Annotated in this window: 29 protein-coding genes; 22 read left to right on the forward strand and 7 right to left on the reverse strand. The window is 43.0% G+C overall.

The features are described 5' to 3' along the window. Positions 1–33: 33 nt before the first annotated feature. The 4 genes from sigX to MWM02_RS06535 all read left to right on the forward strand — a co-directional run bounded on the left by sigX (position 34) and on the right by MWM02_RS06535 (position 3,340). Complete coding sequence (gene sigX, locus MWM02_RS06520; protein ID WP_064550115.1) at positions 34–582, forward strand: RNA polymerase sigma factor SigX; 549 nt, start codon at positions 34–36, stop codon at positions 580–582. Then, entirely contained in the window at positions 560–1,711 is a 1,152-nt protein-coding gene (locus MWM02_RS06525; protein WP_244403242.1) for a UDP-glucose 6-dehydrogenase, read from the forward strand. The genes sigX and MWM02_RS06525 overlap by 23 nt, the downstream gene beginning before the upstream one ends. A gap of 252 nt (positions 1,712–1,963) precedes the next feature. Continuing rightward, positions 1,964–2,776, forward strand: coding sequence for a histidinol-phosphatase (locus tag MWM02_RS06530; RefSeq protein ID WP_244403244.1), 813 nt, complete (start codon positions 1,964–1,966; stop codon positions 2,774–2,776). A gap of 171 nt (positions 2,777–2,947) precedes the next feature. Next, positions 2,948–3,340: a nuclear transport factor 2 family protein gene (locus MWM02_RS06535; RefSeq protein WP_256462216.1), complete on the forward strand. Its 393-nt coding sequence runs from the start codon at positions 2,948–2,950 to the stop codon at positions 3,338–3,340. A 109-nt stretch (positions 3,341–3,449) separates the two neighbouring features. Here MWM02_RS06535 and serA read toward each other — a convergent pair whose 3' ends face one another. The 3 genes from serA to MWM02_RS06550 form a co-directional block, all read right to left on the reverse strand. Beyond that, positions 3,450–5,024, reverse strand: a complete 1,575-nt coding sequence (gene serA / locus MWM02_RS06540; protein ID WP_064550121.1) for a phosphoglycerate dehydrogenase — start codon at positions 5,022–5,024, stop codon at positions 3,450–3,452. 183 nt (positions 5,025–5,207) lie between these two features. Beyond that, the gene (locus tag MWM02_RS06545) at positions 5,208–5,711 is read right to left on the reverse strand and encodes an inorganic diphosphatase (RefSeq protein WP_064550122.1); all 504 of its coding nucleotides are present in this window, start codon (positions 5,709–5,711) and stop codon (positions 5,208–5,210) included. Between the two features lie 456 nt (positions 5,712–6,167). Beyond that, a complete protein-coding gene (locus MWM02_RS06550) occupies positions 6,168–6,416 on the reverse strand; it encodes a ferredoxin (protein ID WP_003249499.1) in 249 nt (82 codons plus the stop codon). A gap of 268 nt (positions 6,417–6,684) precedes the next feature. Here MWM02_RS06550 and MWM02_RS06555 point away from each other — a divergent pair, with 268 nt between their 5' ends. From MWM02_RS06555 to MWM02_RS06575, 5 genes are all read left to right on the forward strand, one after another. Beyond that, on the forward strand, positions 6,685–7,737 hold the full coding sequence (locus tag MWM02_RS06555; RefSeq protein ID WP_244403248.1) for a YpbB family protein: 1,053 nt from the start codon (positions 6,685–6,687) through the stop codon (positions 7,735–7,737). Further along, positions 7,731–9,230, forward strand: coding sequence for a RecQ family ATP-dependent DNA helicase (locus tag MWM02_RS06560; RefSeq protein ID WP_244403250.1), 1,500 nt, complete (start codon positions 7,731–7,733; stop codon positions 9,228–9,230). The genes MWM02_RS06555 and MWM02_RS06560 overlap by 7 nt, the downstream gene beginning before the upstream one ends. A gap of 16 nt (positions 9,231–9,246) precedes the next feature. Beyond that, entirely contained in the window at positions 9,247–9,852 is a 606-nt protein-coding gene (locus tag MWM02_RS06565) for a CPBP family intramembrane glutamic endopeptidase (RefSeq protein ID WP_064550125.1), read from the forward strand. Then, the gene (locus tag MWM02_RS06570; RefSeq protein ID WP_064550127.1) at positions 9,849–10,409 is read left to right on the forward strand and encodes a LysM peptidoglycan-binding domain-containing protein; all 561 of its coding nucleotides are present in this window, start codon (positions 9,849–9,851) and stop codon (positions 10,407–10,409) included. The genes MWM02_RS06565 and MWM02_RS06570 overlap by 4 nt, the downstream gene beginning before the upstream one ends. Positions 10,410–10,498: 89 nt before the next feature. Next, positions 10,499–10,951 carry a YpbF family protein gene (locus MWM02_RS06575; RefSeq protein WP_064550129.1) on the forward strand — a complete coding sequence of 151 codons (453 nt, stop codon included), beginning with the start codon at positions 10,499–10,501 and terminating at the stop codon, positions 10,949–10,951. 29 nt (positions 10,952–10,980) lie between these two features. On the opposite strand, the gene MWM02_RS06580 is transcribed toward MWM02_RS06575, so the two are convergent. From MWM02_RS06580 to MWM02_RS06590, 3 genes are read right to left on the reverse strand one after another with little or no spacing between them, the layout of a single operon-like run. Next, positions 10,981–11,550 carry a manganese catalase family protein gene (locus tag MWM02_RS06580; RefSeq protein ID WP_064550131.1) on the reverse strand — a complete coding sequence of 190 codons (570 nt, stop codon included), beginning with the start codon at positions 11,548–11,550 and terminating at the stop codon, positions 10,981–10,983. A 36-nt stretch (positions 11,551–11,586) separates the two neighbouring features. Then, positions 11,587–11,847, reverse strand: coding sequence for a spore coat protein CotJB (locus MWM02_RS06585; RefSeq protein ID WP_244403252.1), 261 nt, complete (start codon positions 11,845–11,847; stop codon positions 11,587–11,589). After that, positions 11,844–12,074: a spore coat associated protein CotJA gene (locus tag MWM02_RS06590; protein ID WP_244403254.1), complete on the reverse strand. Its 231-nt coding sequence runs from the start codon at positions 12,072–12,074 to the stop codon at positions 11,844–11,846. The genes MWM02_RS06585 and MWM02_RS06590 overlap by 4 nt, the downstream gene beginning before the upstream one ends. 107 nt (positions 12,075–12,181) lie before the next feature. On the opposite strand from MWM02_RS06590, the gene MWM02_RS06595 reads away from it, so the two are divergent. From MWM02_RS06595 to MWM02_RS06620, 6 genes are all read left to right on the forward strand, one after another. Further along, the gene (locus MWM02_RS06595) at positions 12,182–12,580 is read left to right on the forward strand and encodes a hypothetical protein (protein ID WP_244403256.1); all 399 of its coding nucleotides are present in this window, start codon (positions 12,182–12,184) and stop codon (positions 12,578–12,580) included. A gap of 8 nt (positions 12,581–12,588) precedes the next feature. After that, a complete protein-coding gene (locus tag MWM02_RS06600; protein WP_244403258.1) occupies positions 12,589–13,374 on the forward strand; it encodes a metallophosphoesterase in 786 nt (261 codons plus the stop codon). A 106-nt stretch (positions 13,375–13,480) separates the two neighbouring features. Further along, positions 13,481–14,071, forward strand: a complete 591-nt coding sequence (locus MWM02_RS06605) for a genetic competence negative regulator (RefSeq protein WP_064550141.1) — start codon at positions 13,481–13,483, stop codon at positions 14,069–14,071. 253 nt (positions 14,072–14,324) lie between these two features. Further along, positions 14,325–15,611: a Glu/Leu/Phe/Val family dehydrogenase gene (locus MWM02_RS06610; RefSeq protein WP_064550143.1), complete on the forward strand. Its 1,287-nt coding sequence runs from the start codon at positions 14,325–14,327 to the stop codon at positions 15,609–15,611. Positions 15,612–15,700: 89 nt separating this feature from the next. Then, complete coding sequence (locus MWM02_RS06615) at positions 15,701–16,681, forward strand: YpdA family putative bacillithiol disulfide reductase (RefSeq protein ID WP_064550145.1); 981 nt, start codon at positions 15,701–15,703, stop codon at positions 16,679–16,681. A gap of 135 nt (positions 16,682–16,816) precedes the next feature. Continuing rightward, a complete protein-coding gene (locus tag MWM02_RS06620) occupies positions 16,817–17,782 on the forward strand; it encodes an asparaginase (protein ID WP_064550147.1) in 966 nt (321 codons plus the stop codon). Between the two features lie 40 nt (positions 17,783–17,822). Here the strand turns inward: MWM02_RS06620 and MWM02_RS19470 are convergent, their stop codons facing one another. Further along, the gene (locus MWM02_RS19470; protein WP_346015938.1) at positions 17,823–18,155 is read right to left on the reverse strand and encodes an asparaginase domain-containing protein; all 333 of its coding nucleotides are present in this window, start codon (positions 18,153–18,155) and stop codon (positions 17,823–17,825) included. A gap of 150 nt (positions 18,156–18,305) precedes the next feature. On the opposite strand from MWM02_RS19470, the gene prsW reads away from it, so the two are divergent. The 7 genes from prsW to MWM02_RS06660 all read left to right on the forward strand — a co-directional run bounded on the left by prsW (position 18,306) and on the right by MWM02_RS06660 (position 23,604). Continuing rightward, complete coding sequence (gene prsW / locus MWM02_RS06630; protein WP_244403260.1) at positions 18,306–18,983, forward strand: glutamic-type intramembrane protease PrsW; 678 nt, start codon at positions 18,306–18,308, stop codon at positions 18,981–18,983. An 89-nt stretch (positions 18,984–19,072) separates the two neighbouring features. Next, a complete protein-coding gene (sleB, locus tag MWM02_RS06635) occupies positions 19,073–19,888 on the forward strand; it encodes a spore cortex-lytic enzyme (protein ID WP_244403262.1) in 816 nt (271 codons plus the stop codon). Between the two features lie 18 nt (positions 19,889–19,906). Continuing rightward, positions 19,907–21,250 (forward strand): germination protein YpeB, encoded by a 1,344-nt coding sequence (gene ypeB, locus MWM02_RS06640; RefSeq protein WP_244403264.1) that lies wholly within the window; start codon positions 19,907–19,909, stop codon positions 21,248–21,250. Positions 21,251–21,344: 94 nt separating this feature from the next. Next, on the forward strand, positions 21,345–22,037 hold the full coding sequence (locus MWM02_RS06645; RefSeq protein WP_064550158.1) for a flagellar brake protein: 693 nt from the start codon (positions 21,345–21,347) through the stop codon (positions 22,035–22,037). 37 nt (positions 22,038–22,074) lie between these two features. Then, positions 22,075–22,254 (forward strand): YpfB family protein, encoded by a 180-nt coding sequence (locus MWM02_RS06650; protein WP_064550332.1) that lies wholly within the window; start codon positions 22,075–22,077, stop codon positions 22,252–22,254. Between the two features lie 91 nt (positions 22,255–22,345). Continuing rightward, positions 22,346–23,020, forward strand: coding sequence for a (d)CMP kinase (gene cmk / locus MWM02_RS06655; protein ID WP_064550160.1), 675 nt, complete (start codon positions 22,346–22,348; stop codon positions 23,018–23,020). Next, a complete protein-coding gene (locus MWM02_RS06660; protein ID WP_064550162.1) occupies positions 23,020–23,604 on the forward strand; it encodes a lysophospholipid acyltransferase family protein in 585 nt (194 codons plus the stop codon). The genes cmk and MWM02_RS06660 overlap by 1 nt, the downstream gene beginning before the upstream one ends. Positions 23,605–23,759 lie beyond the last annotated feature (155 nt).

Here is a 23,759-nt window from a genome sequence, read left to right on the forward strand (position 1 = left end):
CGACAGATGTAAGTAGAATGGGGAGGAGAAAGGATGGACTCCGTCTTTGAGGAGTTGTACGAAAAGTATCATGAGGACATTTTTAATTTTTTATTTTATATGGTGAGAAATCGGGAACAGGCGGAAGATCTCGTTCAGGAAGTATACATAAAAGTATTGCGTTCATATAAGCGCTTTAAAGGGAAAAGCAGCGAAAAGACATGGCTGTTATCCATTGCGCGCCACGTGGCCATCGATTTTTTTCGCAAACAAAAAAGTTGGAGACAGAAAATATCGGAAAAATTTGATTGGAACGATGACCAACTTTGCGACATACAGCCGCTCCCCGAGGAAATTGCGATTCAAAAAGAAGAAATTCGACTTATGTACCGCTGTTTAGAACGTTGCACCGTTGATCAGCAGCTTGTGATTATACTGCGCTTTATCCAGTCTTTATCGATTACAGAAACGGCAGAAACGTTAGGATGGACGGAAAGCAAAGTAAAAACGACACAGCACCGGGCGTTAAAAGTGTTAAAAAGGTACATGGAGGAAGAAGCAGCGAAAGGAGGAAAACAACGTGAAAAAATTTCCATGGAATGACGAGTGCCTCCAGCATACGTTGCAACAAATGCCGATGATAAAAGATCATCGTTCGAAAGAAGAAGTGTATCGACAGTTGGTGAAAGCAAGAAAAATAGCATGGTTGAAAGCGTGGTTTCTTCCATCGCTCGCCTCGGTCGTTGCTGCCATGATCGTTGTTGCTCTTAGTGTGCCAAGCCTCCCGATGAAAAGAGAGTCAGAAGAAAAAGCAGAAAAACCGGATCAACGTATTATCACGTTACAGGCCGAACATCGTTCCAGCGAGAGTCGACCGCTTTTGTCAGCAAATGAACACGACGACATTCCATCACGCATTGTGGAAAAAGAAGCATTGAATGGCCAAGATATCGCGGTAGTAGGGTTGCCTGACGAGCAGTCCCAAGTTATCATTCCGCTTAGTGTTCCGGTAAAAAAATATGAATCAGTAAAGCGGCAGCTTGAAACGGCGAAAACGCAAATTGATGAACAAACATGGGGAGTCTCGAAGCGTTTGCTCAATGGGGTAACGATGGAACCTTCTCGTGAAAGCAAGCAAGTCTGGATTGTTCGCGTTTCCAAACAAAATCCGGTTTTTTTCGAAGGATTAACGAGCGAAACGATGTTTCTATCAAGCATTGAAGAAACGGTACGATGGATGGGCGGAAAGAAAATTCGTTTTTTTACCGAAAATAAGGAAGGAATGGAATTTAGTCACAGAGGTTATGTCAGGTCGATGAAAATTTCCAATAAGAAACGGGCGTATTATTTATATCAGCGAGGCCCGGCGCATCCAATATTTCTTGTTCCGTCGTCGCAACGTTTTCGGACGTTTTTCGAGGCGTTGAAACAAATGAAAAAAGATGTGGATGCATCGATGCGTTCGGCGATTCCGCAAGGGGTTCACATTGAGAGAGTGGACGTGCGGCAAGATAATGTCGTTATTCGATTTGCTTTGGATTCGCAGCTTGACGCCTTTCCGTCGACATACTGGATGGTTGAAGCGATTTTACTTACCGCTAAAGAGTTTGGCTTTCGTTCAGTGACGTTTATGGGCGGGAATGTAAAACGGATCGGTCCATATATATTTGGCAAGAAGATTGCTGTGCCCGTCGGTCCGAATCCGATTGTGGCTATTTCGCCTGCAAAATAAGCGCGGCAAAAATGAAGTTCTATTTGCTTCTTTTTTGACATAATACATATATGGTGGAAAAATAACGAGGAGGATGAATGATGATGGGCGATGTGATGAGACGTTTGCTGGTAGTGGCGGGGATGGCTGCTTGCATCCGGCTGTTATTTATGATCGGGATGACCGGGTGACATTGCGAAAATTCGTGAAAATTGTTGTTCTCTCCCATTTTCGTGCGATATAATGATAGAAAATAGTGGGAGGCGATCATTGATGTTAACAGACTATCATAATCATTTGGAGCGTGGAACATTGACGCTCGGCTATTTGCGCAAATTCACCGATGAAGCGGCGCGCAAAGGAATTCAACATTTCGGCATATCCGAACATGCCTATCATTTTTACCAAACGAAAAATATTTTGTCGAATCCATGGGTGGACGAACGCCGCTATTATGATATGGCAGATTATGTCCGGCTTTTCCATGAAGCGTGGGATGCCGGAATTGATGTGAAAATGTCCATCGAAATGGATTATACGCCGGGAAAACATGAAGAGATGGCGGAATTTATTCAGTCATACGATTTTGATTATGTGATTGGCTCCATCCACTGGGTTGATGATTTCGGCATTGATTTGGCGGAATATCGGAAAGAATGGGAACGCCGGGATTTATACGATACATATCGCAAATATTTTGACCAAGTTGTCACCTTAGCCGAATCGAACTTATTTGATATTATCGGTCATATCGATCTAGTCAAAATTTTTAAATATGTTCCGGAGGATGAAGAATTTTTATTAGAACAATATGACCGCGCTACAACAGCGCTTGCGAATTCAAAAACGTGTGTGGAAATTAGCACCGCCGGATTGCGCAAACCGGTTGGCGAACTTTATCCTGATAAACGTTTATTGCAAATGTGCTATGATAAAGGGATTCCGATCGTCCTTTCATCCGATGCGCACGTTCCTGAACATGTAGGAGCGGATTATGACAAAGCGATTGCGCTGGCGAAAAGCGTTGGTTATACGGAGATCATGACATTTCAAAAAGGCGAAAGAAAAGCGGTGCCGCTTGGATGAAACACACGAAACGCGCCCAATGCAGGGAATATTTAAATCTATTTAGAGGATATTATGTTCAGCATAAGGACATATATCCTCTTTTTTCATACATAATAGATTCATTATGTAGATATTGAAAATATGGTCTATTATGTATATAATGGAACCTTTAAATAAGGAGGAGAACATATCCTACAGCGGGAGAATAAATCTGCATTAAAAAAGTATTTATGTCAGTTAGAGAAACGGTTGTTAGAACCTGAAATTCGCACGACACCAGCAGAACTGGAAAAATTACTTGCAGACGATTTTTTTGAATTCAGAAGTTCAGGGAATGTTTGGTATAAAAAGGATTGTGTTGGAGAAAGTGGACTTAGTGTAAGGAAAATGACTCTTTATGATTTTGATATACACCTTTTATCAGAAGATGTGGTGTTAACGACATATCGTGTAAAAGATGAAACAAGAATGCAACATACTTTACGTAGTTCAATTTGGAAATTTATAGGTGGAAGATGGCAAATGTTTTTCCATCAAGGAACTATAAGTAATCCTATTAAACGAACGGGTTCTTTAGTTTAATAAAAGATAAAAGGAGAACACATATTAGCCATGTATAATATGTGTTCTCCTTTTTATAATTTATTTAGGTCTTGATAACCAGAAATCCGTTTCTTTTTTATGAAATCCGCTACACTTCCACTCTTTTCGCCGTTTCAATATCTTCAATTTCCGTTAATTTTTGAAGTAAAGCATCATCAATCGGTTTATCTAATGAGAGCATCATAATTGCTTTTCCACCAGCTTGTTGGCGTCCGACTTGCATTGTGGCAATGTTCACTTGGTGCTCGCCGAGAATATTTCCGACTTTTCCGATCATTCCTGGACGGTCTTGGTGTTGGATGTAAAGAAGATGTCCTTCAGGCGCAAAATCGATCGTAAATCCGTCAAAATGAACGATACGGTCGCCATAGTTTGGAATATGTGTGCCTTTAATCGTAAACGTTTTGTTTTCCCCATGCACGGTAAGAGAGATGCAGTTTGCATAACCGTGCGTTTCGTCGGAAAATTTTTCCCCGTACGTAATGCCACGTTCTTTTGCGATCATCGCCGCGTTCACTTCGTTGACCGTCGAAGCGACGCGAGGCCGTAAAAATCCAGCAAGCAGGCTGCGCGTGATGTACGTCGTTTCTAAGTCGGCAACCGTTCCCGCATATGTGACGGATAGTTCTTGAACAGGAATATTCATATATTGTGATGCGATGGTTCCCATTTTTTTCGCTAAATTGTAGAACGCTTGAATTTTTTCGTACACGTCTTTTGACAATGTTGGTAGATTAATAGACGATGTCACTGGCTTTCCTTCTAAAAATTGCAATACTTCTTCAGCGACTTGCGTGGCGACGTTCAGTTGCGCCTCGACCGTTGAAGCGCCGAGATGCGGCGTGAAAATCACATTGTCAAACGCAAACAGCGGGTGGTCGCCCGGGGGTTCTTGTTCGAATACGTCAAGAGCTACCCCGGCAACATGGCCGTTTTGCAGAAATGGGATTAATGCTTGTTCATCAATAATGCCGCCGCGGGCACAGTTGATAAGGTATACTCCTTTTTTCGTTTTCGCCAGATTCTTTTCGCCAAGAAGCCCCTTTGTTTCTTTCGTTAATGGAGTATGCACAGTGATAATATCCGAGCAGGCAAGCACTTCGTCGAGTGTATGAATCGATACGCCAAGTTTTTCCGCTTGTTCTTTTGTCAAAAATGGGTCGTATACGTGAATAAACATACCGAACGCGCGTGCGCGTTTGGCAACTTCGGACCCGATGCGGCCAAATCCGATAATTCCTAAATGTTTTCCTTGCAATTCGGTTCCAACAAAAGCAGAGCGATTCCACTCTCGAGATTTCACAGAAATATGCGCTTGCGGAATATGGCGCACAAGTGCGGCCATCATGGCGAATGTGTGTTCAGCAGCGGAAATCGTATTTCCGTTTGGCGCGTTAATGACGATGATTCCACGTTTTGTTGCCGCTTCCACATCAATATTGTCAACCCCCACACCAGCGCGCCCGATGATTTTTAAATTTGGCATTTTAGAAAGGAGTTCTTCGGTTACTTTCGTAGCGCTACGAACAAGTAAGGCATCAAATTCATGAAGTCGATCTTCCACTTCTGTTACCTTTTTTTGTACGATTTCAATTTGTTCGGATTTTCGTAGTGGGGCTAATCCTTCTTCGCTAATTGCGTCGGAAACTAAAATGCGAAACACGATGGTGAGCTCCTTTCTTATCAAGAATTTTAAATTTCTGATAATTTATCATAATAAAGCACAATCTGTCAATGAAATGATAAGAAGTCATACCAATGTAAACGTTTTTACTACGAAATGTTCGGATTTTCCTGAATGAAAAAACGCCCAAGCCGTCGTTCGTTTACTTGGGCGTCTTTCCCGTTATTTATTTTTATTTTCATTGTAGCGGGCAATGCATTCGTCAATGAGTTTGGCGGCAGCTTCCGGACCTTCCCACGCGCCGATTTCCGTCCGTTTTCCTTGCAAATCTTTATAGCGTTCAAAGAAATGAGCAATTTCTTTTAATTTATGTTGCGGAAGATCTTCAATGCTGCGGACTTCATCGAAACGCGGATCTTCGACAGGAACACCGATTAATTTCGCGTCCTCTTCACCGCTGTCAATCATGTTTAAATAACCGATGACGCGTGTATCAATTACGCAGCCAGGGAATGTTGGATTGGTGGTGATGACCAAAATGTCAAGCGGGTCGCCATCTAATGCAAGCGTGTTTTGCAAATATCCGTATTCTGCTGGATAAAACATTGGAGAGTATAAGACGCGGTCTAGTTTGAAAATGCCCCGTTCTTTGTCAAATTCGTACTTGTTTTGGCTTCCTGTCGGAATTTCGATAAATGCTTCGACAACTTTATTTTCGAACGCCACAATCATTTCCTCCTTTTATATGTATATATGCGTTTCTATTATAGAATAGATGGTAAAGTGTAGCAACTATATAAATGCAACTTGATGTTCCGTTCTGGTCGCTTTTAGCGAAAGATGGTCCGGCTTCCGAAAGCGGATTACCAACGGATGACGCGCGAATATGAGGCAACGGATTTTGGCGCAAAACAATCGAGAAGAAACGGGAACATGTTTTTTCATAGGAGCGCTTAGATGGATGAATGCTGCTTATGAAGGTCGAGTCCCAATGATTGTGTAAAATCCATTTCCTGTCCAGCAAACTTGGAATCTGGGGAATGAAACTGCATTGTGCCATTTATTTTTACACAAAGTGTTGGACTTCATCTTTTATAAAAGAAAAGCAGTTTTGAGGGCATAAAGGGCTCATTTAAACATAAATAAATCCCTCTTGCATTTGCATACAAGAGGGCGTTTTTATCAATCAAATTTATTTGGATCACCGTCAAATGGCTCGTCTGCGACTTTGATGGATTCAGTCGGGCATCCTTCGTATGCATCCATCATGTCGTCAATAAGAATTTCCGGCACTTCCACGATTCCTTGGTTGTCGTCAAGTGTTACGTATGCAATGCCATCTTCGTCGTAGTCATAAATATCCGGCGCTGCAGCACCACATGCACCGCATGCAATACATGTTTCTTTATCGACAATCGTATATTTTGGCATAAATAAAAACCTCCTCAAATTCTATTTCAAACGGATGGGTCATCTCCGTGTAATGTACTCGGAAATGAACTTCACTTCTTATAATAAGACGGTTTTTGCAACTTTTCAATATAAAAATGCGATATCGCTATTTCGCACATGACCATTTTTACATTTTCCCATTTTCCATTTTTCTAAACAGAGAAAACTTTATGGGAGAAACTTAGCAGATGTTTTTGTTACAATTACAAATGATATTAACTAAAAGTTTGATAAAGGAGCAGCATGGATGAACGGCGGGTATGCGTTATTTCTGATGTTATTTTGCTTACACCGTTTCAACGGGGAACGGTCTTTATCTGCGATATACCATCTGTTTTCTGGAAAAAAATCATCGCAAACGTTGCAAGATAGCAAATGGTTTCAGTTAGAACGTTTTTTTGGGACATGGAAAGAAGTCACGTTAAACGATATCGAGGCATTAGCCGAGCAATTGCTGGAAAACGGATTGATTTCCCCTGTACAAAACCGTTCCTATATGTTGACGGAAGCAGGAAAAACGCTGCTCAATGAACAGATGTGTCGCGTGTTTTTTCCTGTTCATATCAACGGATGGCGATATCATGCATCGGAAAAATGGTTTTGGTACCGTCTATCTTTGCTTGTCCAAACGTTATCCAACGTGCTTCATCGCACCCGTTTCGAACCGATTCACCGCCATGAGGAAACGTTAATTTGGGTAAAGCGTTATTTATTATCGCAAAGAAAAACGGCGCGGGAATTGGCGCAAACGCTCTATGAAGAAATATATGACATTCTTTCTTCCATGTCGGAAGAAGAAGCAACGGTGTTTGTGTTGCGCTTGACGAGTTTTGAGCGAATCGGCTGGACCAATGAGCAAATCGCTTCTTTATTGCAAAAAGACCCGGTATACGTTCACTTTCAATTTCAAAACGTGCTGCATTATATGATGGCCACAGCGGAAGCAAAACGGCCATCCGTTTTGCATGAATTAATGCATGATTTGTCATTACCTATACCGTTGACGTTTTCAACACGAAAAACGTATGAATGGCTCTTGCGCGGAAAGTCGATTGAAGAAATCGCCCAGTTGCGCCGCTTAAAAAGAAGCACCATTGAAGACCATGTGGTGGAGATTGCGGCAAATATTCCGCAGTTTTCCATTCGCCCGTTTATCAATGAGAAAAAGGCGGAAAAAATTATTGAAACGGTACGAAAGTTGCGAACACGAAAATTAAAAGCGATTCGCGATGCTGTCGCTGACGATGTTAGCTACTTTGAAATTCGCCTCGTGTTGGCAAAGGAAGGAGAAATGTGGTGACATTAGAGCAGTTGCTTCGCGAAAAATTTGGTTATTCCTCTTTTCGCAAAGGACAGCGGGAAATTATTGAAGACATTTTGCGCGGATATGATGTATTAGCGATGCTGCCAACAGGTGGAGGCAAATCGCTTTGCTATCAGCTTCCCGCATATGTACTAAAAGGCAGTGTGTTAATTATTTCGCCGCTCGTTTCGCTGATGGAAGACCAAGTGCAGCAGCTTCGGCAACGGGGAGAAAAGAGAGTCATCGCCTTTAATAGTTTTTTAGAAACGGAAGTAAAAAGAAAAGCGATCGAGCGGCTGCATGAATTTCGGTTTATTTACGTTTCCCCGGAGATGCTGCAGTCGGAACGGCTGCTTCATGCGCTGATGAACATCCGCATTTCCTTGTTTGTCGTCGACGAAGCGCATTGCATTTCTCAGTGGGGATATGATTTTCGCCCTGATTTTTTAAAGTTAGGGGAAATTCGCAAGCGCCTCGGCTCTCCAACTTGTTTGGCGTTGACAGCCACTGCGCCGCCTGAGGTGACGGATGATATTGTGCATATTCTGCAGCTTCAGCCGCTGCGCCGGCACATTTACTCTGTTGACAGGCCTAATATCGCGATCAAAGTAGAAAAAACGGAGTTTGTTCAAGAAAAAGTAAAAAAGCTGTTTGATTATGTCAAAATGTTGCAAGGTCCGGGGCTAATTTATTTTTCAAGCCGGCAATGGGCGGAAACAGCGGCGCGGCAGCTACAAAGGGAAGGAATCGAACGAGTCGCCTATTATCACGGAGGAATGGATTCCGAACAGCGGATGCTCGTCCAGCAACAATTTTTGCGCGGCCAATTGGAAATTGTTTGCTGTACGAGCGCATTTGGCATGGGTGTGAATAAGGAAAATATTCGTTTTGTCATTCATTTTCATATGCCTGGTCAAATGGAGGCGTATTTGCAAGAAATTGGAAGGGCAGGGCGCGATGGAAAAAGGAGCATTGCGATTTTACTGTATACCAATGGCGATGAGGACATGGTACAATCTCTTATGGAAACGGAATTGCCGACAGATGCGCAGGTGAAGCGATTATGCGAAAGTTTGCGATTATATGGCGCGGCGCCGAATAGTCTCGAACAGCAAATGAGCGAAAGTTCATTGACAGACGTACAGAAACGGATTTTGACGTATTTTTTGGAAACAGAAGGAGTCGCTTCCTCCCCCCGGCCGCTGACGGAACAAGAAGTTGCGGATTTGTATGAAAAACTAATGAAGAAGATCGAAACACGCAGACAATGGAAGCGAAAGAAGCTGCGAGAAATGATAAAATGGGTTTTTCACCGTTCATGCCGACGGGAGTTCATCGTTCGCGCTTTTCAACAATCATTGACGAACAAGCCGGATTTATGCTGCGACCAGTGCGGATTTCCGCTTGAGGGTTACTTGCGCGTGGAGACAGAGAAAAAGGATTTCCGTTTTCATGGCTGGCAAGCGGAATTAAAGCGAATTTTCTTTTAAAGCGAGGCGTGTCTAGATGAGGCGGCAAAGTGAACAAATCCGCATGATGAGCGACCGCGAAGTACTCATTCATTTATATGTTACCCAGTTATTGTTAATTGTCGTGTCTGCTATTGCCGGGTTTTTTCTTTTTGATATTTCGACATTCCGAAAAATTTGGCATTTTGATGCCGCAACGGTGCTGACGTATGGCGGAGGGAGCGCCGCTATTGTCTTATTCATCGATTTTTTGTCAATGCGCTATTTGCCGGAGCATTGGTATGATGATGGGGGAATTAACGAAAAAATTTTTGAAAATCGGTCGATTCCGCATATCTTTTTTTTATGTTTATTGATCGCATTTAGCGAAGAGCTGCTGTTTCGCGGCGTCATCCAGACGCATTTTGGCTTGTTTGTTGCCAGCATCGTGTTTGCTTTGTTGCACGTGCGCTATTTGGAAAAGCTGTTTTTATTTGCGATGGTCGTCTTGTTAAGCTTTTTTCTCGGATATATTTACCAATTGACAAACAGCCTTTGGGTGACGATTTTTGCCCATTTCCTTATCGATTTTATTTTGGCGGTCGATATTCGCCTTGACTATGTTCGCAACATGAAACAAAAAGACGGGGGCGATTGTGTGTGAATCAGCACGAACAAGCAGAAGGAGTATGGCGAGGGGCAGTGGAACAAAAACATGAGGATGTTCTGTCGCTTCCATCGCGCAGAGAGGTGCATAAACGAAAGAAAGAGAAAAAGCGGGCGAAATGGAAATTAAAATATCCGCTTATCCGTTTGTTGGCGCTGTTTTTTATTTCTCTCCCTGTTTTAATGTTAGTCATTTATTATGCGCATAATGATTCAAAGACTGTGACTGTTATCACGCGCAGCGAGACAGGCAGTTATGAGAAAATCGATATTGCTCCTGACGAGGAAAAAACTGCGCCACCATTAAGCAGACCTAGCACGCAGAAAAAAGAGCGCCCTCAATCAGACGTGCAAAAAGAAGATGGAGCTTCAGGAGGGCAGCCAAAAACGATTACACATACGGTGCAAGAAAATGAAACGCTATACAGCATCGCGATGAAATATTATCAAAGTGATAAAGGAATGGAAATTATCAAAAAATGGAACCATTTAAAAAGCATGCAGCTTCATAAAGGGCAGGTGCTGCAAATTCCAATGGTGGACGTGGAAAAATAAGGGGCAGATCCTCGTTTTTTTGTTCTAATCAAGCAGGCTCGTACATACGTTTATAGCAGAGGCTGCTGAAAAAATGAGGGGATTCGGCCGTGAGCAAAGGATTTTTCGAAGATTTTCACATTGATGAAGTAACGAAGCAAATGCTGTTTGGAGTGATTGAAAAAAAGCAAAAATGGGAACGTTTAAGGAAAAACGTCATTTTTTTGCAAATTGTTACTTTTAGCGGATTTACTGCGTTTTTCATCTACGTTTTATTTAATTTGGTTGTTCCGAGCGGCACATGGGCGGCGTTTGTTCAGGTGTTTTTCGGAAAAACAGCGCATTTGTATATATTATTATTGTTGTTTACGTCGTACTGGGCCGTTTTGCATTACAAACGAAATGCGGACAAAGCAGAAGAAGAATTCCACTCACTTCGCTGCGAAATCATTCAAAAAAGCGCTGATTTATGGAAAGAAGAGCAACAATGGAAAGAAAGGCATAAATTGTTCGAGCTGATGAAAAAGGAGTACGATATTAACCTGTATTACGAAAATAGCTGAATGGTGCTCTCCCATTCAGCTATTTTTCATCAGAAAAATTTCTTCTGGTCGCGCTCTTCTTTTAAAATTTCGACGGCCTCGCGAAAACGCTGGGCGTGAATGATTTCCCGTTCACGTAAAAAACGGAGCCCGTCGTTTAAATCAGGATCATCGCTCATGTTAATAATCCATTGGTATGTTGCCCGTGCTTTTTCCTCTGCTGCAATATCTTCGTACAAATCGGTGATCGGGTCTCCTTTTGCCTGAATGTATGTCGCTGTAAATGGGACACCGGCGGCGTTATGATAAAATAAAGCGCGATCATGATCGACATAATGCGCGTCCAGCCCCGCTTCTTTCAATTGCTCTGGAGTCGCATCTTTCGTTAATTTGTACACCATTGTCGCGATCATTTCCAAATGCGCTAATTCTTCTGTTCCGATATCTGTGAGCAGGCCGATCACTTTATCAGGAATGGTGTAGCGCTGGTTTAAATAGCGGAGCGCAGCAGCAAGTTCTCCGTCTGCCCCGCCATATTGTTCAATTAAATATTTCGCTAATTTCGGATTGCATGTGCTGACGCGGACGGGATATTGCAATTTTTTTTCATAAATCCACACCTTTCATTTCCTCCTTTTCCAGCGCGTTGTTTTTTGTTATACTTGCCAAGGCCAAGGGGCATCATCCCAGTTCCATGGATAGTTGGAATAGCTGTTTCCAAATTGCTGAAGCGGTCCGTAGGCGGATTCAAACTGTTTCTTTAATTGTTTCCGTCTTTGCGCGAGCTGGTTAAATTGTTGGATGGCTTGATAGTCGGTAGGATGGGTGTCGAGGTATAACGTGAGTTCGACGAGGGCAAAATCAACCGTTTGAAGCTGTTCCAAAAGCTCATAATATTCTTTTGACACCTGTTTCATTGTTGATCACCTTTGAATTTCATTTCATGCGGGCCATAATATGGATCATAAAAAATTTTCCAAAGAGTACCTTTTTTTAGCGCTTCATGCAATGGAAATTGCGGCAAGTTTGGCGGCTGAAATCCGACATACAGATTCGGCGCGGTGACATATGTTTTGACGCGAATCGGCGGGCAAGGGTCAAACGGACTTACATAAGGTTCATATTGTTTCCGTGTCGTAAACATAAGAAACCTCCCTTTTGCAGAATTTCAGTCTATATTTATGACCATTACGTTTTATTCATGCCTCCCTTTTTCAGTGAATACATGTAAGAAAAAAGGGAGGAAACAAAATGTTGTTTCATCTGCTTTGCATTGTTGCCGGATTTTTGTGTGGATATCTGATGATTCATTGGATGCCGCCGGTAACCCCGTTTCATTTTGACTATTTTATTACCGAGCTTATTTTCAACCCTCTTCGCTCATTTTTGGCGATGGTTTGCTTTTTGATCGGTTTTTTGGCCAATGCGGCGGTGATTCGCACCATAATGGATGGGATTGTTTTATGGTGGCGGCGAAAGCAAGTGCGATGGGGAGAGTGGCTAATTAGCTGCTGCGGCGCGTCGGGAAGTTTTTATTGGCTGTTTCAATGGGAAGCGAAGCTAACCGCTTTGTTTTTTATTTTCGCTTTTATTTATGGTATGATATCATTGGATTTTCATCGTTCCCGCGATTACAAACGGAATTTATAGGAGGCATTATGTTGGTTTGGATCGTCGTTTTTGTTTTTCTTTGCTTATTGGCCTATATGTGGTGGGAAGCGCATCGAAACCGCGTTGTTCGCATTGAATTGGCATTTCCGCAGTTTCCAAGCAGTTTTCGGGCGTTTTCCATTTTTTTTGTTTCTGATCTTCACAGGAGGACATTGGCGGAAAAAATTGTCAAGGAAATAAAAGGGGAGGCAGATATTGTGCTAGTTGGCGGGGACCTTACGGAAAAAGGGGTGCCCCCCGCACGCGTCAAGGAAAATATCCGCCGTCTAAAAACGATTGGGCCGGTTTATTTTATTTGGGGGAATAATGATTACGAAGCGGAATATGATTTGCACTCACTTTTGCTCGAGGAAGGAGTGCATATATTGGAAAACCGCGCTGCTGTGCTACAATCCGCAAATGGGGAAAAGCTTGCGCTCATCGGGGTGGCAGACATGAGCAAACGAAAGGCGAGGTTGGAAGAAGCGCTTCAAGGAGTAGATGAGAACGCCTTCCGTATTCTCGCCTCGCATAATCCGAAAATCGTTCAGCGCCTTCGCCCCGAGCACCGCATTTCCCTTGTCGTCAGCGGACATACGCATGGAGGACAAATTCGCTTTTTATCGTTCGGGCTGTATGAAAAAGGCGGGTTAAAAAACGTGGACGGAACGGTGGTTTACGTCAGTAACGGGTACGGGACGACGAATATTCCGCTCCGGCTCGGGGCCCCTGCGGAAACGAATTTGATTACGATTCGTTCAGCTGAAGAAGATGGAGAAAAAATGCTTGTCTAAATGGCTGCAAACGATGTAAACTCATTAATAATAACAAACGAACCATTTGCGAATTATTTCATACAATAACCGTAAGAGATGGCTGTGTAGGTAAGGAGGGGTGTTGATGCGTCTTGAGCGCTTAACCCATAATAAAATTAAAATTTTCCTTACGTTTGACGATTTAATGGATCGAGGTTTAACGAAAGAGGATTTATGGAAAGATACATTTAAAGTTCATCAATTGTTTCGTGACATGATTGAGGAGGCAAGCGAGGAACTCGGCTTTGAAGTAAACGGGTCGATCGCGGTGGAAGTATACTCTTTACCGGCACAGGGAATGGTTGTTATCGTAACAAGTGAGGGCGAATATGACGATACGGAGGAAGAGTTCGCAGACGATTATATTGAAATGCAAGTAACGCTCGATGAGAGCGATGACATATTTTATGAATTTCAGACGTTCGAAGATGTCATTCAGCTTGCTCATCGTCTTTACGCGATCGGTTGCTTGGACGGAACTCTCTACTCCTATCAAAACCGCTTTTACTTGCACGTCGCTGAAGAACCGCCGATTCCGCTCGATAATTTTGTCGCTTTGTTGGCGGAATTTGCCAGCCCTTCCACGATAACGATACATCGTGTGCAAGAATATGGAAAAAAACTAATCGAACATCGCGCAATTGAACAACTTGTTCGCTATTTTCCAGCTTCTTAACGTTTCGTCAGACTCCGTCATGTGGACAAGGGGTCTGACTTTTTATTTTTCTCTTTTCGTCCCTAGACTACAAGGAAAACAAATATACAATAAGGAAAAAACTGTTTTTCATATAAAAACAATGTAAATATCCATAAATCGCTTGGCATTTTATTTTTTTCCTTTGCATAAATGAAAAGAAGGTGTATACTATGACATGAAGAAAGGTGACGATATCAACATTAACCATAGCGAGCTTATAGGAGGTTTACGTATGGTAGCCGACAAGCATACCAACGAAGAAAATCTGGAAGAAAAAGAAGAAAAATATGATGTATTAACGGCGACGCAAATCGTTATACATAGAGCATTGGAAAAGCTTGGATACCCAGAAGAAGTATATGAGCTGCTCAAAGAGCCGATTCGCATGTTGACAGTAAGAATTCCTGTGCGTATGGACGACGGTACTGTAAAAATTTTTACCGGCTACCGTGCCCAGCATAATGATGCCGTTGGTCCAACGAAGGGAGGCGTCCGCTTCCATCCAAACGTGACAGAACGCGAGGTGAAAGCGTTATCTATTTGGATGAGCCTGAAATGCGGAATTGTCGATTTGCCATATGGCGGGGGAAAAGGCGGAATCGTCTGTGATCCGCGCACGATGTCATTCCGCGAATTAGAACGGCTGAGCCGCGGCTATGTCCGCGCGATCAGCCAGATTGTCGGTCCGACGAAAGACATTCCCGCGCCAGATGTCTTTACGAACTCGCAAATTATGGCGTGGATGATGGACGAATATAGCCGCATTGACGAGTTTAATTCACCTGGATTCATTACAGGAAAGCCGTTGGTGCTAGGTGGATCGCATGGCCGTGAAACCGCGACGGCAAAAGGGGTTACCATTTGCATCCGCGAAGCAGCGAAAAAACGCGGAATCGATTTGAAAGGTGCCCGTGTGGTCATCCAAGGATTTGGAAACGCAGGAAGCTTTTTGGCCAAATTTATGCACGATGCTGGCGCGAAAGTCATCGGCATTTCCGACGTATACGGGGCGCTTTACGATCCAAACGGTTTAGATATCGACTATTTGTTAGAGCGTCGGGACAGCTTTGGCACAGTGACGAAATTGTTTAAAAACACGATTACAAATAAAGAATTGCTAGAGCTCGATTGCGATATTTTAGTGCCGGCGGCGATTGAAAATCAAATTACGAAAGAAAATGCGCCAAATATTAAAGCGAGCATTGTCGTGGAAGCGGCAAACGGCCCAACAACGCTAGAAGCGACGGAAATTTTAACGAAGCGTGGCATTTTGCTTGTTCCGGACGTATTAGCGAGCGCTGGCGGTGTGACTGTGTCATATTTTGAATGGGTGCAAAACAACCAAGGATATTATTGGACGGAGGAAGAAGTGGAAGAACGTCTGGAAAAAGTAATGGTCAAAGCGTTTAATAACGTGTATGAAATGGCGCAAACACGTCGCGTTGACATGAGGCTGGCTGCTTATATGGTCGGCGTTCGCAAAATGGCAGAAGCGTGCCGTTTCCGCGGCTGGGTATAAAGAGAAAGCAAACATATTTACAACATGCCAAAAAATCCCCTATCATATGATAGGGGATTTTTTGAATTGGCTAAGGAGTGAACCGTGCAATGAAAGAAGAAAAGATCATTATTGTTGGCGGCGGTCCTTGCGGGCTTGCTGCAGCCATTGCTTTGCAAGACGTCGGTTATCGTCCGTTAGTAATAGAGAAAGGAAATATCGTTAATTCGATTTATCATTTTCCGACTCATCAAACGTTTTTTAGCACAAGCGATCGCCTTGAAATTGGCGGAGTTCCGTTTATTACGGAGAATCGGAAACCAAAGCGAAATCAGGCGCTCGCTTATTACCGAGAAGTCGTCACGAGAAAACAAGTGCGTGTGCAAACGTTTGAGAAAGTGGAACAAGTGGAAAAGCAAGATGACGGAACATTTCTCGTGCAGACGACAAAAGGACGATACCGCGCCGAATACGTTATTGTGGCCACCGGCTATTATGACAACCCGAATTATATGAACATACCGGGGGAAAATTTGCCGAAAGTAACGCACTATTTTAAAGAAGCGCATCCGTATTACAATACCGATTGCGTCGTCATCGGCGGAAAAAATTCCAGCGTGGACGCGGCGCTAGAACTCGTCAAGGCGGGCGCGCGCGTCACGGTATTGTATCGGGGAAGCGGATATTCGCCAAGCATCAAGCCTTGGATTTTACCGGAATTTGATTCTCTCGTTCGCAAAGGAATTATTAAAATGGAGTTTAACGCCCATGTAAAAGAGATTACGGAGGATGCCGTCATTTACGAAGTGGGAGGCGAACGCAAAAAAATCAAAAACGATTTTGTGTTCGCTATGACTGGATACCATCCTGACCACGAATTTTTAAAAAAGATGGGAGTTGGGGTCGATCCGGAAACAGGCCGGCCGCTTTATGATCCGGAGACGATGGAAACGAATGTGCGCGGCATTTTTATCGCGGGCGTCATTGCGGCAGGAAATGACGCGAATGAAATTTTTATTGAAAACGGGCGCTTTCATGGCGGGCAAATTGCCGCTTGCATCGCAAAACGAGAAAAGGAGAAATCACAATAACAGAAGGGGGTTTTTCCGCCTCCTTTTTTATTATTTCATGAACATTTCTTGTTCGTGGATCGTTTATTTATCCGCAACGATGATGTTTGTATCGTCATTCATTTATGCTATGATGTTTCCAAAGAGGTGACATGAATGAAAAAAGTAGCACTAATTACTACCGGTGGGACAATAGCAAGCAAAAAGACAGAAGAAGGTAAATATGTTTCAGGTGAAATGACAGGAGAAGAATTAGCGCAAATTTGCAATTTGCCTGATGATATTAAAATAGAAATACACTCTTTATTTCAATTGCCAAGTATGCATATGACATTTGAACACTTATTAATCCTGAAAAATAAAATTGAGGAGATTTATCAAGATAAAACGATCGATGGTATAGTCATTACCCATGGAACCGATACCATGGAGGAAACAGCCTATTTTTTAGACTTAACCATTTCAGATGAGCGCCCAATTGTTTTAACGGGTTCTCAGCGTTCCCCAGAGCAACAAGGAAGTGATGCATATACAAATATTCGCCATGCCGTTTATACGGCTTGTCATGACGATTTAAGAGGCGTTGGCACAGTTGTCGTGTTTAATGAACGCATATTTGTAGCTAGACATGTTAAAAAAGTACATGCTTCTAATTTGCAGGGATTTGCTGTTTTTGGATACGGATATTTAGGTATTATCGATAATGATAAAGTATACGTATATCAAAAACCAATTAGAAGAGAAGTATACAAAATAAAAAATGAAATACCTGAAGTAGATATTATCAAATGCTATTTAGACGCCGATGATAAATTTATAAAAGCAGCGATTCATGCTAATGTAAAAGGGATTGTTTTAGAGGGGGTAGGCCGAGGACAAGTATCGCCAAAAATGATGGATGCAGTAAAAGAAGCCGTATCCAAAGGAATAAAAGTTGTAATTACTACGAGTGCAGAAGAAGGTGAGGTATATACTACTTATGATTATTTAGGCAGTGCTTATGATCTTGTCAAAAATGGGGTTATTTTAGGGAAAGATTTAGATAGCAAAAAAGCAAGAATAAAATTAGCCATATTACTTTCTGCTAATGAAGATAGTTTAGAACAAAAATTTTCTATATGATGCCAATATTCTTGGCGCGTGTCATCATGCCGTTATTCCATCATTGTCCTATGCCCCATCGGCGCCGATTTCCATCGCTCCTGTAATGACAATGGGTATGTCCGTTCACACGTTTAAATTTAAAAAAATATGCTGTTTCTTCCAATGTATCCGTTCCATGCGTAACAACAGAGTCCTTCCATTGTTCATTTGCGGTTGTTTCTTCGATTCGCTTGCGCAATTGCAGCATTTCCCGCGATGTCATATGCGGCGACGGCAAGTGGAGCAGTTCTTCGACGTAAACGTCGGCAATGCTCGCTAACGGCGGGGGCGCATCATGAAAACGGATGCGCTTTGTCAGAAGGAACGGCACCTGTTTTTCGTCTTCTTTCATCGAATGGTGTAGCCTGTATGAATAATAGGAATTTTTTCATCATCCTTTCTCCTCCGAAAAAGTTTTGTTATGATGAGATATTGGAAGATCATTTTCAAATGCCACATTCTCATGTTACCATAGAGAAAACGAATGGAAACGGGGAGTCGTATGTTAACGTTAATCTCTGCTGGCATTGCCCCAGGCATCGCGCTGCTTAGTTATTTTTATTTAAAAGATGAATATGAAACAGAACCGCTTTCCATTGTGTTGCGGACGTTTCTTGTTGGCGCGCTTCTTGTATTTCCCATCATGTTTATTCAATATGTATTTCATGCGGAAGGAATGGCAACATCTGCGGTAACTCGCGCCTTTTTTTTGTCCGGATTGTTAGAAGAGTTTGTGAAATGGTTTATCCTCTATTTTTCTATTTATGATCATCATGAGTTTGATGAGCCGTATGATGGCATCGTCTATAGCGCGAGCGTGTCGCTCGGTTTTGCAACATTGGAAAATATTTTATATTTACTGGCAAATGGTGTGGAATTTGCCATAACAAGAGCGTTTTTGCCTGTTTCAAGCCATGCTTTGTTCGCGGTAATTATGGGCTTTTATTTAGGGAAAGCAAAATTTGCGATGAAGAAGCAGCGCTACTTATTTCTTTCGTTTTTCCTTCCCTTTCTGTTGCACGGGACATATGATTTTATTTTGCTAACACAAGAAAAATGGGGCTACTACATGGTTCCGTTCATGCTGTTGTTATGGTGGTTCGCGCTTCGAAAAGTAAAGCAGGCGAAAGGATTGCATGAACACGAAGGAATCTCTCCAGCAAAAAGCCAAGCGCAATAAGCTTGGCTTTTTGCTTTTTTTTGTATAAAAAGGGAATTTGGAAGGAAAATAGGGGTAAAACGATAGAAGCAATGCGGGAGGTTTCGCATATGGTTAGGAAGATGCAACGGAATTTATCGTTTATCGTATTGGCTGTTTGTTTAGTAATCTGCGGAAAGCCAGCCGAAGAAGTAAAAGCATTTTCAAATCAAGTCATTCAACGCGGGGCGGTTGGAGACGATGTCATCGAATTACAGGCACGATTGCAGTATATCGGGTTTTACAACGGAAAAATTGACGGCGTGTTTGGCTGGAGGACATATTGGGCGGTGCGCAACTTTCAATATGAATACGGGCTTCCAGTAGACGGGCTTGTCGGCGAAAGCACAAAAGCGAAGCTAGTCAAGGCATCGAAATATTATGAGCAATTTGTGAAGGAACAAATTCGCAAAGGCAATTCGTTTACCCATTACGGTGGCGTGCCGTTAAGCCAGCAAGTCAAAGGAAATAAAGGGGGAGGTGCGGCAAACAGGGCGGCGGGAACGACAGCGTCCAATGTACCGAAAGGGTTTTCGCAAAATGATATTCAATTGATGGCAAACGCCGTGTATGGAGAAGCGCGGGGAGAGCCTTATATCGGCCAAGTGGCTGTCGCAGCGGTCATTTTAAACCGCTTGGAGCATCCATCGTTTCCAGATACGATAGCGGGCGTTATTTTCCAGCCTGGGGCGTTTACTGCGGTAGCCGATGGGCAAATTTGGCTGACGCCGAATGAAACGGCGAAAAAAGCCGTGCTTGATGCAATTAACGGCTGGGATCCTACCGGCGGTGCCATTTATTATTTCAACCCGGAAACAGCAACAAACGCATGGATTTGGAGTCGTCCGCAAATTAAACAGATCGGAAAACATATTTTTTGTAAATAGTGCAGGAGGTGAACAGAAATGATACGAAATGTATTAATCGGAGTGCTGTTGCTTGGTATCGCTGGAACAGCATATTGGGGGTATCGAGAACATCAAGAGAAAAACGCGGTATTAATTCATGCTGAAAACAACTACCAGCGCGCTTTCCATGACTTAACGTACCAAATGGATTTATTGCATGATAAAATCGGCACCACGCTTGCGATGAATTCCCGAACATCGCTTTCTCCGGCGTTGGCGGAAGTATGGCGAATCGCCTCAGAGGCCCATTCGGATGTCGGGCAATTGCCGCTTTCATTACTACCGTTTAACAAAACGCAAGAGTTTCTCGCCAAAATAGGAGAGTTCAGCTATCGAACCGCAGTCCGCGATTTAGAGAAAGAACCGCTTACGAAGGAAGAATATCGCACGTTGCAAGCACTTTATAAAAACGCGGCGAACATCCAACAAGAACTTCGCAATGTTCAACATTTGGTCTTAAAAAACAACTTGCGCTGGATGGATGTCGAATTAGCGCTTGCCACAAACGACAGCCCGGGCGATAACATCATTATTGACGGATTTAAAGCGGTAGAGAAAAACGTTGATTCGTTTTCCAAGTCAGCGGAATTTGGCCCAGCATTTGTTGGCTTGGAGAAGAAAGAAAAAGGTTTTGTCCGCGCTATAGGGAAGCCGATTTCCAAAACAGAAGCGAAAAGAATCGCCCGTTCTTTTCTTGAACTAAAAGGAACGGAAAGCATAAAAGTCACTGCAAGCGGAAAAGGGGCGGATGAGCGATTTTACAGTTTGACGATCCGCGATCCAAAGGCGAAGAGCGATATTTATATGGACATTACAGAAAAAGGAGGTTATCCGATTTGGTTAATCAATAGCCGTCCAATCAAAAAGCAAACGATCAGTTTGCATGAAGCGGCAAATAGAGGAATGAAATTTTTGCGGAAGCACAAGTTTAAAAACTTGGAGCTATATGACAGCGCCCAATATGATAACATCGCTTTATTGACGTTTGTGACGAATGAAAATGGAATCCGCATTTATCCGGAAACCATTAAAATGAAAGTGGCTCTCGATGATGGAACGATCGTCGGTTTTTCCGCACGCGATTATTTATCTTCCTCCATTCAGCGTCCGCTTCCGAAACCAACATTGACGGCGGAGCAGGCAAAGAAAAAAGTAAACCCAAATTTAAAAGTGATGGAACAGCGCCAAGCAGTGATCACAAACGATATGAACAAGCAAGTGCTCTGCTATGAATTTTTAGGGACGCTTGGGGAAGACACATATCAAATTTTTATTAACGCGAATACGGGAATGGAGGAAAACGTGGAAAAGCTGCAAAGCGTGGAACAAAATTATAGTTAAAGAATGCGCTGTGAAATTCGCTTCAGGAAAAGCTTGATGTAGGCTTTTCCTTTTTGTTTTAATAAAAATGAGAAGAAAATGAGAGGGAGAGCCGATGTTAAAGATAGGAGATACGTTAATGTTAGAGCCGATAGATGGGGAAGGGGAACAATATAAAAGCAAAGTGGAAGAAATAGGTGACAGCTACATACATATTGACTATCCCATTCACATGAAAACGGGCAAAACGGTATTTTTATTAAATGGAATGCAATTTAAGGCAAGTTTTGCAGGGGAAGATAATGGCATTTATTTATTTGAAACAGAAGTGATTGGAAAAGTGCGCCAGCCGATTCCAATGGTTGTTCTTTCTTATCCGGGAACCGATAAGTTAGTGCGCGTTCAGCGCCGTCAGTATGTAAGAGTGGAAGCGAATACCGATGTAGCCATTCATCCGCTCCAACAAGAATTTGCCCCATTTACGACGATGACGACAGATATTAGCGCTGGCGGGGCTGCGATCGTATTGCCGCAGCCGCAACAAAAACAGCTGTTCCCCGGAATGGTGGTGGAAACATGGTTGGTATTAGCGATGAGATCCGGGGAATATCATTATTTAAAGCTGAAAGCAAAAATCATTCGCATCTTTCAAGCGGAAAACAGCGATATATATAAAGCGTCTTTGCAATTTTTCGATGTATCGCCACAAGACCGGGTGCTGTTGATCCGCTATAGCTTTGAACGGCAGCTGGAAATAAGGAAAAAAGAGGAAAATATCGCGAATAAACCGCAAAAAAGCGTGGAATAATGGCTGTATAAAAACGGAAGGCAGGCTTATGTTCCGAATGAAACGAATGGAATCGATTTTACTGAAGCTTGTCGTGATTCAATTTATTTTTTTAATCATAGCCCAAGCGCTGATTTTGTACACTCCACTCAGCCCTTATTTTGGAAAAATTTATGAGTATGAAGGGATCAGTAAACAAGAAAAAACAAAAACAATCGAAACAATCGTCGACCGCTAGCGGTCGATATGGTAAAATGACATCGTGCACGCAGGAATTTCCTGCTTTTTTCTTTGATAAAAAATTCATGTCGATGATGGTAGGGGGAACTATGAGAAAAAACATCAGCATTGCCATTGATGGACCAGCTGCGGCGGGGAAAAGCACCGTTGCGAAAATGATAGCGAAACGGCTTTCGTATGTTTACATCGACACCGGCGCGATGTACCGGGCGCTAACGTACCGGGCCTTGCGTCAAGGGGTTGCGCTTGATGATGAACAAGCGTTAGTTTCGTTATTAAAAAATACATATATTGAATTAAAGTCGTCAGAGCAAGGACAGCTTGTGTTTGTCAACGGGGAAGACGTTACAAACATTATTCGCAGCGAAGAAGTGACAAATGCGGTATCGCTGGTTGCCAAGCATCCGCTAGTGCGGGAAGAAATGGTGGCGCGTCAACGCGTTCTTGCCAAAAATGGCGGCGTCGTCATGGATGGGCGAGATATTGGCACACACGTTCTTCCGGATGCGGAAGTCAAAATCTTTTTGAAAGCATCCGTTGAAGAAAGAGCGAAGCGCCGCCACGCAGAAAACATTGCCAGAGGATTTCCATCTGACTTGGAAACGCTGAAAAAAGAAATCGCGCGCCGCGATCAAATCGATTCGGAGCGTGAAGTGGCGCCGCTTAAAAAGGCAGAAGATGCGATAGAAATTGATACGACGTCATTGTCGGTGGAAGAAGTGGTAGAACGCATTATGGAAATTGTCAATGAAAGGATTGGGTGATGGTGGACTTTTATTCGTTTGCCAAGGGAGTTGTCAAAAGAATTTTAATCCCTCTTTACCGTATTGAGGTAATAGGAGTGGAGCAGTTTCCAAAAGAAGGTGGAGTACTTCTTTGCGCAAACCATATTAGTAACCTCGATCCGCCAATCCTTGGGATTACCGCTCCAAGGCCGATTCATTTTATGGCGAAAGAAGAATTGTTTCGTGTTCCGCTCTTTAAAAACTTAATTACGATTTTGCATGCGTTTCCAGTAAAACGGGGAATGAGCGATCGCCAAGCGTTGCGAACCGGACTAGACCTGCTAAAACAAGGGCGCGTGTTAGGCATCTTTCCAGAGGGGACGCGAAGCAAAGACGGCAAATTGAAAAAGGGGCTGCCTGGTGTCGGTTTTTTTGCGCTTCGGACAAGCGCCGCTGTTGTTCCGTGCGCCATTATTGGTTCATATCGTCCGTTTGTGCGGCTTAAGGTCGTTTACGGAGCGCCGCTCGATATGGCGCCGCTGCGTGAGCGAAAAGCATCGCCGGAAGAAGCGACGGCTTATATTATGCAGCATATCCAAGCATTATTGGATCAGCATCGATAAGCATTCAGTTACATGTCTATTGAAAAAATATGGTATACTAAATAGAAAAACGGTCCTATTGCACGCCATAACCGATCATAGTCTGGAGTGGTAAGCGATGACGTAGAAGGCGCGTTTTTCTATGGAGCACGGACCGTCAGTCGATTTAAGGAGGG

Source organism: Parageobacillus sp. KH3-4 (genome assembly GCF_022846435.1).
GTDB classification, from domain to species: domain Bacteria; phylum Bacillota; class Bacilli; order Bacillales; family Anoxybacillaceae; genus Parageobacillus; species Parageobacillus thermoglucosidasius_A.